Annotated in this window: 9 protein-coding genes; 2 read left to right on the forward strand and 7 right to left on the reverse strand. The window is 48.3% G+C overall.

What is annotated here, in order from left to right:
- Positions 1-13 precede the first annotated feature (13 nt).
- Positions 14-1,792, forward strand: coding sequence for a Na+/H+ antiporter (locus E2980_RS21165; RefSeq protein WP_338080739.1), 1,779 nt, complete (start codon positions 14-16; stop codon positions 1,790-1,792).
- Positions 1,793-1,803: 11 nt separating this feature from the next.
- Here the strand turns inward: E2980_RS21165 and E2980_RS21170 are convergent, their stop codons facing one another.
- Positions 1,804-2,418 carry a TVP38/TMEM64 family protein gene (locus tag E2980_RS21170; protein ID WP_135154221.1) on the reverse strand — a complete coding sequence of 205 codons (615 nt, stop codon included), beginning with the start codon at positions 2,416-2,418 and terminating at the stop codon, positions 1,804-1,806.
- A gap of 155 nt (positions 2,419-2,573) precedes the next feature.
- On the opposite strand from E2980_RS21170, the gene E2980_RS21175 reads away from it, so the two are divergent.
- Positions 2,574-3,626, forward strand: coding sequence for a permease (locus E2980_RS21175; protein ID WP_135154222.1), 1,053 nt, complete (start codon positions 2,574-2,576; stop codon positions 3,624-3,626).
- Positions 3,627-3,698: 72 nt separating this feature from the next.
- On the opposite strand, the gene E2980_RS21180 is transcribed toward E2980_RS21175, so the two are convergent.
- The 6 genes from E2980_RS21180 to E2980_RS21205 all read right to left on the reverse strand — a co-directional run.
- Positions 3,699-4,685 (reverse strand): aldo/keto reductase, encoded by a 987-nt coding sequence (locus tag E2980_RS21180; RefSeq protein WP_135154223.1) that lies wholly within the window; start codon positions 4,683-4,685, stop codon positions 3,699-3,701.
- Positions 4,686-4,886: 201 nt separating this feature from the next.
- Entirely contained in the window at positions 4,887-5,864 is a 978-nt protein-coding gene (locus E2980_RS21185; protein WP_135154224.1) for a DMT family transporter, read from the reverse strand.
- On the reverse strand, positions 5,864-6,568 hold the full coding sequence (locus E2980_RS21190) for an ABC transporter ATP-binding protein (protein ID WP_135154225.1): 705 nt from the start codon (positions 6,566-6,568) through the stop codon (positions 5,864-5,866). Before E2980_RS21190 ends, E2980_RS21185 begins: the two co-directional genes overlap by 1 nt.
- 11 nt (positions 6,569-6,579) lie before the next feature.
- Positions 6,580-7,350 (reverse strand): ABC transporter ATP-binding protein, encoded by a 771-nt coding sequence (locus tag E2980_RS21195; RefSeq protein ID WP_135154226.1) that lies wholly within the window; start codon positions 7,348-7,350, stop codon positions 6,580-6,582.
- Positions 7,347-8,636, reverse strand: coding sequence for a branched-chain amino acid ABC transporter permease (locus tag E2980_RS21200; protein WP_135154227.1), 1,290 nt, complete (start codon positions 8,634-8,636; stop codon positions 7,347-7,349). Before E2980_RS21200 ends, E2980_RS21195 begins: the two co-directional genes overlap by 4 nt.
- Positions 8,637-8,645: 9 nt before the next feature.
- The coding region (locus tag E2980_RS21205) for a branched-chain amino acid ABC transporter permease (protein ID WP_135154228.1) at positions 8,646-9,139 on the reverse strand (494 nt) is incomplete at its 5' end.

The raw sequence follows: 9,139 nt of genomic DNA on the forward strand, positions 1-9,139 counted from the left end.
TCTCCGCGCTCCAATTCTCCTTCTGGCCGTCGGACTTGTATTTGCCACGGTTTTCTTCATTGGGTATGCCATCCATTGGATGATCCCATCCATTCCTTTACCCGTCGCATTCGGACTAGCCGCCATTCTCTCGCCGACTGATGCGGTTGCCGTTAACGCGCTGGCGGGACGAATTCATCTGCCCAAGAGCCTGATGCATCTGCTCGAAGGAGAAGCCTTGATGAATGACGCGTCGGGCCTTGTCGCCTTTAAGTTCGCGACCGCTGCCGCCGTAACCGGCGTTTTTTCGTTGCCTAAGGCTAGCGTAAGCTTTATCGTCATCGCGATCGGAGGCTTAACGGTCGGGACGATCTTGGCTTCGCTAATAACCGGAATACGCTACTTGTTGCGCCGATCCGGTTTGGAAGACGAGACGATGCATATGCTCATCCATCTTTTAACCCCGTTCGCCTTATATTTGACCGCCGAGGAATTAGGCTTGTCGGGGATATTGGCCGGGGTTGCCGGAGGCGTCATGCATGCGGTTGAACGGGATCGGTCCAATAAAGTAAGACCACGGACGAACGAGTTGTCGGACAATACTTGGTCGGTTATTCTCTTTTTGTTGAACGGGCTCGTATTCGTCATTCTTGGCCTGCAAATCCCCGATGTATTCAGTACGATATTCTCGAGTCCCGATTTTAATAATTACGAGGTATTGGGTTACGCGTTGATCATTTTCGTCATGCTGATCGTGCTGAGGTTTCTTTGGACCTTGGCTTTCTCAAGAGGAGGCAAAGTATTCGGAGGCTCTAAAAACGCGGAGAAGTTTTCCTTTAAGATTCTTGCCATGACTTCGATATCCGGCGTTAGGGGAGCTATTACGCTGGCTGGCGCTTTCTCCATACCGCTGTTCATCGAAAGCGGGGATCCTTTTCCGGCGCGAAGCTTGGTCATTTTCCTTGCCGCGGTGATCATTCTGCTTTCGTTGCTATCCGCGAGTATCGTGCTCCCGTTATTAGCCAAGAAAGAAGGAGGAAACCATGAAGCCGAGCGCGAGCAGATGGAGCGCAAGGGGCAGTTCAAGATGATGAAAGCAGCCATACATGCGGTTCAACAGGCGAAGAACGAAACGAATGAAGCGGAATCGGCCGCCGTGCTTACGGATTATAGCCGATGGATTCGAGAGTTCCGTCCCGGATCGTCAAGTCAGGGTTATCGGCTCCTTCCTAAGGAAGAAGCAAGATTGCGCTTCGGAGCTCTAGCCATTGAGTGCGAAGAGACGCGCAACTTGCTCGCCCACGGCATAATCAGCAAGAAACACGCCGATATCTTCTTAAGAGGATTGGAGCAGCTTGAGCTCGCCCTGTCGAAGTCGTCGCATCTCTGGTTCGTCATTCTGAAGTCCGCAACAAGATCGCTCAAGGAAATGATGTTCAAGAGGAACGAGAATCTTTCGTACAAGTTGTCTCCAACCGACCGGGAAGCGCTTAGAAAGATCAAGTATCGTACATGTTCCGCGGTAATCGAAGACTATGAGAAGCTGTGTACGGGATCTACTAAGAACGAAGCCATGGATATTCTTAACCACTACCAACAGATTAAAGAAAGATTGTCGAAGCCTTATCCGATGGCGGAAGGTTTTAATGAAGGAAATGAAGAGATCAAACGGGACTTGCACTGGATTGCTATCCAAGCGGAGCGGGACGAGGTTCAAAGGCAATACGAGTTCGGCGAAATCACCCGGGACATCGCCAATGGACTTAGAAGGATGATTCGCGACCGCGAAGCATCCATTCTCGAGCAAGAGTAAAGGATTAGAACCTATAGAGCTACATGGTTTTCTTTGTCATCCCCTTTTCTTCTTTGCAGGTACTGACTAGTAACGAATATTAAGATTAACAAGATGCAGAATGCAATGTACGAACCGATTAATAATTTACTATCCTGATTAGGCATTAAAATGGATGAGCTGATGATCCCGTATAACCAAATTTGCGACAAGTTGCCTATGACCGATGAGAAAAAATAAGGAAGCATTCTAATACTGGACACTGAAGCCATTAGAGAAATGACGTTATTCGGGATAATCGGCAACGTACGCAACAAGATAAGCGTCCATATTCCGTATGTTTCAAAATATTTCTGCCATTTCTCGTAACGCCCATCTTCTTTTCTATTAATCTTTCGGTTAAACCAATCGGAGAAAAAGGATCGACAACAATAAAATACGATGTTTGCGGCAACAATGCTGGAAATCCAGCTCGTGAGGAGTCCGTCCACCAATCCCATCGCGGAAATGTTAAGCACGATGAGGATGGAAAAAGGAAAAATACCAAGAATGCCCTGTACTATCGCAAGGGGGAAAGTAGCGATGAGCACGTAATATCCCGTTAGGGATGTACGATCAAGTAATGCTTCTATCCAATCGTTTATCATTTTCAACTATCCCCCTCTGTTAAGCAATTATTTCAACGATACCATATATTGTTCATTGCAAAATTAAAAGATCTTAAATTCTTAAATAAAAAACAACTTAATCGGCTTTTCTTGTATAATCCTTATGATTGATTTCATTAAGAAGGAGAACATCTATGTCTCAAGCAAACAGCATTAGAATGAACAACTCCAATCACTTAAGAACCGCGATATTGATCATTGCTTTCGTGATGATTACTATAGCCGGTTTATCCTATGTAAAATGGTGGCCTTATTACCATAAAGCGATTCTCGCAATCGAGAAGCATTCTATCGGATCTTCCTTACTTTCGGGATCGATTGATAATCCCTCTTTGGCTGCGGCTTGGGAATATGCCGGAGTTTATTTCAAATCCATTTGGAAAGCTGCCGTGCTAGGAATCTTACTTGGTTCCTTAGTGCAGGTACTCTTACCTTCTCAATGGCTCCAACGAGTGCTAGGAAAAGCGACGTTTAGAAGCACATTATATGGAGGCGTTGCTTCAATCCCGGGTATGATGTGTTCCTGTTGCGCGGCTCCAATTGCAGCCAGCCTTCGGAAAAGAAACGTATCGGTAGGGGCAAGCCTGGCTTTCTGGATTGGCAATCCGGTTCTTAATCCGGCCACTCTCATCTTTATGACCTTCGTGTTATCATGGAAATTTACGCTGATTAGAGTATTGTTTGGCGTTCTTCTTACCTTTGGGGTAAGTTACTTGGCTAATAGGATAACAGATCGTAAACAAATCCCGGTGAACCCTGTCACGGAAACAACAATTCAAGCAACGAGCGATAAGGGTTCCTTCTTCTTCCGGTGGATGAAGAGCCTGGGAACATTACTTCTGCAGGTGATACCAGCCTATATCATCACCGTGCTAGTGCTAGGTGCATTTCAGGGATGGATGTTTCCTGTTTCTTTGAACGGCGTCTTGGCTATATTGATATTTGCCTTGTTCGGTATGCTTTTTGTTATTCCAACAGCTGCTGAAATCCCGATTATTGCATCGTTCTTGGCTTTAGGAGTAGGCACTGGACCCGTTGCGGCATTGCTGTTAACGTTGCCTGCCGTCAGTTTGCCTTCTCTGATTATGGTATCCCGATCATTTCCTAGAAGAGTCATTTTGTTTGTTGCACTTTCAGTGGTCGTTGTTGGTGTATTGAGCGGATTAATCGGTACTATTCTTCTATAATGGCCATCGAGATCATAAAAAAGAGGAGCAGCCGTATAAGCAAGCTCCTCCTCAATCCTAGCCCTACTTTTATTAATAAGACCGAGCAAATTTGGCGATGAAACGATTCGGATATTCGGAAGGCAGCGCGCTGATTTCATCAAGCCGATTCCATATTTCGCTTGGCATCGTCCACCCTATAGCACCCATATTATCGGCAAACTGTTCAAGATTGCTGGCTCCAAAAATCGGTGAAGTGATTCCTTTTCTTTGCAGCAGCCAGGCTAGAGCGATTTGTGCCGGTGTCTTGTCCAGTTCCCGCGCGGCTGCTTGAACGGCATCCAGTATGGCAAAATTGCGTTCCGTTCCGCGCAAGCTCCACGAGCTCTCGCCGACCTTTGATGATAATCGCCCCGATGTCGGCTCTTCCCTGCTATATCGACCTGTAAGAAACCCGCCTCCAAGCGGAGCCCAAGGGATGACCCCTACATTCTCTTCCAAGCACAACGACATCATTTCCCGATCCATTTCGCGGCTTACTAGACTATATTGCGGTTGAATGGAAATAAACCGGACATAGCGGTTGGCATCGCTGCAGGCAAGGGATTTCATCAGCTGCCAGGCAAAAAAATTGGAACATCCGATATAACGGACTTTACCCGAAGTAACCAGATCATCCAGAGCGCGAAGCGTCTCTTCAATAGGAGTCAGATGATCCCACACATGGACTTGATACAAATCGATATAGTCCGTTTGCAGACGCCTCAGGCTCTCTTCGACGCTTTGCATAATATGCTTGCGCGACACGCCTGCCCCATTGGGATGGTCGGCCGTATTCATCCGAACCTTCGTGGCCAGGACAACCTCTGAGCGAATGCCCTTGATCGCTTTTCCTACAATCTCCTCCGAACGGCCGGATACATAAACATTCGCCGTATCCAGAAAATTGCCGCCCTGCTCCATAAACTGATGGATCATCCGAATCGAATCGCTCTCATTGGTTGTGTTTCCAAAACTCATCGTACCCAGACAAAGCTCCGACACGGCAAGCCCGCTGCGTCCAAGCAGCTTGATTTGCATCGTTATAAGCCCTCCCGAATTATTTTTGTGTGAATCATAACGTTACTTCAAGCGGTGTTAACGCTTGTCGCTGCCATAACTCTTGCGCCCGTTAACCGGATGACGGCCGAACGGGAAAGAATCAGACCTGCCATTCCGGAGTATCTCTCGATTCTTTTGGATGGATCGACTTTTCAAAATTATGGATTAAGCAATCGTGATTTATTTGGCTATACTTTCGATCCTGATTTTACGGGAGTTAGGAATACGTCTCGAAAATAAGCTATGAAGGGTCATTCCGCCAATGATCAAGGACATCCCGATCCAGGACAGCGCCGGTGGAATGGGGACGGGAAGAAGCAGCAATTCACCGGCCGCAGCGAAGACGACTTCTCCCGATTGCGTCGCTTCTACGGCGCCTAATTTCTGCGTGGATCCCTTGGCCATATCCGTTGCCTTGAAGAAGAGAACGGTCGCAATCACACCGGAACTGACGGCGACAAGCACTGACTGTCCGGTTTGACCTGCGCTCGGCAGTCCATCCTGAACAAATGCATAGATCGACATGCAGATCCACAGCGGAAGGCTCGCCAACGTCATTCCTAGTACCCGCTGATAGGCGTCCAGCTTTCCCTCGCATACCTCCATCATCTTCCGATTGCCGAGCGGATAAGCAAATGCGGCAATAGTAACGGGCACCACGCCGAACAGCAAATCTGTTGCGGAGAGATGCCCGGCTTGACTCAGTTGCATGACCCCCACGCCGAACAGGATAATGAGGGACATACCCAAGCCTTTCCAGTGAATGCTATCCCTTATTCGAACAGGACCGTTTGGCGTTGATGCAACTTTGTAAAACAAGGGGGCGAGCAAAGAACCTGCAACGATCGTAATTTGCCATGTTCCCGCTATCAGCCATCCCGGTTCGTATTCTGCCGCAAAACATACGGGAGCGTACATTACGCCGAATCCAACGAAGCTCCATCCGAACCAGGTCAAAAATCGCTTTTTCATATGCGACAGTAACGGTTTCAGATTCCCCCTGAACGCGACAATAGCGAGCAAGAACGGAATCATAAACAGGAACCGCAACGAAGCGGTGTACATCCAATTTCCGTCGGACAATTTCATCGCCTGATTCAATACAAAGGTAGATGAAAAGAAGAATGAAGCCAAGATGCCATACAGAATCGGACGCATTATGCCAAATAGGCCTCCTTGACCTGATCGTCGGAGAGTAATGATTTGGCCTCGCCCTCCATGATGATTTCGCCGGTTTGAATCACATAACCTCGGTGGGCGATCTGAAGCGCCTGAAAGGCATTTTGCTCCACTAGCAAAATGGTCATCCCTTCGCGGTTCAACTCCTGAATGATATCGAAAATTTGTTCGACGATGATTGGGGCCAATCCCATCGACGGTTCGTCCAGAAGCAATATTCTAGGCTGCATCATCAGCGCTCGGGCGATGGCGAGCATCTGCTGCTCTCCGCCGCTCATCGTTCCTCCCAATTGGCCAAAACGTTCTTTCAAGCGAGGGAAATAGGCGAATGCCCGTTCCGTTCTCTCTTTAATTAGCTTCTTATCTTTGACCGAGAACGCTCCCATCTCCAGATTTTCCTTAACGGTTAGCCGCGAGAAAATACGTCTGCCTTCCGGCACATGCGCTATACCTTCCGAAGCCGTCTGATGAGGAGGTTGGGAACTAATTTCCTTTCCGTTGAATACGATCGCTCCTTGGGTTTTCACCTGACCGCAAATCGACTTGAGCGTTGTGGACTTGCCGGCTCCGTTCGATCCGATGAGCGTTACGATCTCCCCTTCGTTCACCGTCAGCGAGATTCCTTTCAATGCTTCAATCGCGCCATAATAAGCATGTACCTTTTGAAGCTGAAGCAAGCTCATGTTATCACTCCTTATTGCGCTGCACTTTTGCCTAAATAAGCTTCTATTACCCTAGGGTTGCTCCGTATTTCTTCCGGAACGCCCTCCGCGATCTTCGTGCCGTAATCGAGCACCAGAATATGATCGGACAATTCCATAACCAATCTCATATCATGTTCGATCAATATAATCGTGATGCCAAGCTCTTGCCGAATTCGCTTGATCAGGCCGATCAACTCCACCGTTTCGCGCGGATTCATTCCCGCCGCGGGCTCATCCAGCAGCAGCACTTTCGGCTTGGTTGCTAGCGCTCTGGCAATTTCCAGACGTCTTTGAGCACCGTATGGAAGGCTGTTCGCCTGCTCGTTAAGCAAGGACTCCAACCCGACATATTCGAGCAACCGGTATGCCTCTTCTTGCGATCTATTTTCTTCCGCCCGGTTGCTAGGCAGACGGAGCAGCGTTCCGAACAATCCCGCTTTCAAATGAATATGCAATCCGACCATGACGTTCTCCAGAACGGTCATGCTGCCGAACAGCCGGATATTCTGAAACGTACGCGCGATGCCCCTTTCCGTGATCTGGTGAGGTTTCAAATTCAAGATCGATTTGCCGTCTAGTTCGATTCTACCTTCATCCGGCGAATAGATACCGGTAATCAGATTGAAAAAGGTTGTTTTGCCGGCACCGTTCGGACCGATAACCGCGGATATTTTACCTTCCGGAAACGACAAGTCGATACCGTCTACACAAACCAAACCGCCAAAACGTTTGACCAAATTCGTCACTCTGAGAATCGTCATTTGGCAACACCCCCGCTTTGCCCGGTCGATTGCTGAACGGGAATGGCAGCTAGAGTACGTTCCGCTTTAAGAAGCTCGGCATCCACTTTGCGATTTTTGGCGACGATTAATCCGTTCGGCCTGAAAATCGCGATGGACACCAAAATCGCGCCAAAAATGAACCTCTGCATTTTCGACGGCGATAACGCATTGGGAATACTAATCGTGCCATTCATCGTCAATTGGTTCAGCCAATTCGTCAGCTCCGTCAACACCTGCAGGTTGAGTATCGTAACCAGAGCGGCACCAAGAATGACCCCGGGAACGCTTCCCATTCCGCCCAAAATGACCATGACCAGAATCGTTATCGACTCGAGAAGCGTAAAGCTGGTTGGATCGATAAACGTTTGTTTAGCTGCAAATACGACGCCCATCATCCCGGAAAAAGATGCGCCTACGGCGAAGGCAGTCAATTTGGTGCGGATTAAAGGAATACCCATCGATTGGGCCGCGATTTCGTTTTCCCTAATCGCTTTCCACGAACGCCCCATCTTGGAATGCTCCAATCTTCTTACGGTAAAAATGACGAGTACCAGAATCACGACGACGATAAAATAAAATTGATGCGGAAACGTAAATTTTAAACCGAACAGATTCGGGGGTTGAATCGATGAAAGTCCCATTGCCCCGTTCGTAATATTAATCGGTTTTTCCATGTTGTTAAAGATGATTCGAATGATTTCGCCGAACCCGAGCGTAACAATCGCCAAGTAATCTCCTTTGACCCGAAGCACCGGCAGACCGAGCAGCACGCCGAACAAGGCGGCAATAAATCCGCCAATCAGGATAAACACCCAGAACGACGACCCGGAGAGCGGGAATAATTGGCCTGAAATAAAGTTGTTCGCTTGGGGAGTGGCAAAAATGGCATACGTGTATGCCCCGATCGCGAAGAAAGCGACAAACCCCAAATCAAGCAGACCAGCGAACCCGACCACGATGTTCAGTCCGAGCGCCATCGCGATATAGATGCCGCACTGCGTAGCGACTTCCATGTAGGATTCGTGGGCAAGTCCTCCCGAAGTGGCAAACGGGATAACGATTAGTAATAGAATGCCGCCAACTACCCATTTCACGGAGTTCTTAAACGAAGTAAAGTATAGGAGGAGCAACGAACCAAGCAGGAGCAAAAACGCAACAACGGACTTATCCAAAAAGTAGACGCTCAATGCAGTAACAACGACAAAAAGCGTATAGATCGATGCCTGGGTTGGCAGATTCTTGAGCATCGTTTTCCATTTATCCATGAAGATCACCTACACTTTCTCTTTGACGGCTCTGCCGAACAACCCTTCCGGTTTGAAAATCAGGATCGTAATTAAGATAACGAATGCGACCACGTCTTTATACTCCCCGCCGAAATTGCCTCCCGTAATGATCCCGAGATTCGCAGCGGAGAACATTTCCAACACGCCGATAAAAAGTCCTCCGAACATCGCTCCGCGAACGTTGCCGATTCCTCCAAGCACGGCCGCGGTAAAAGCTTTCAAGCCTAAAATAAAACCGATATAAGGATCAATCGTACCGTACTGTTGGGCGAATAATACGCCCGTACCGCCGCCCAATGCGGATCCGATAAAGAACGTCAACGCAATGACTTTGCTCACATTGATGGACATCAGTGAAGCCGTTTCGCGGTCCTGCGCAACGGCGCGCATAGCTACGCCCCATTTGGTGCGATTGATGAAGAGATCGAGTCCGATCATGAGCAATACGGCAACAGCAAGCACGATAATCGAGTTCATTTTCA

The organism is Cohnella luojiensis (assembly GCF_004564235.1).
GTDB lineage: Bacteria > Bacillota > Bacilli > Paenibacillales > Paenibacillaceae > Cohnella > Cohnella luojiensis.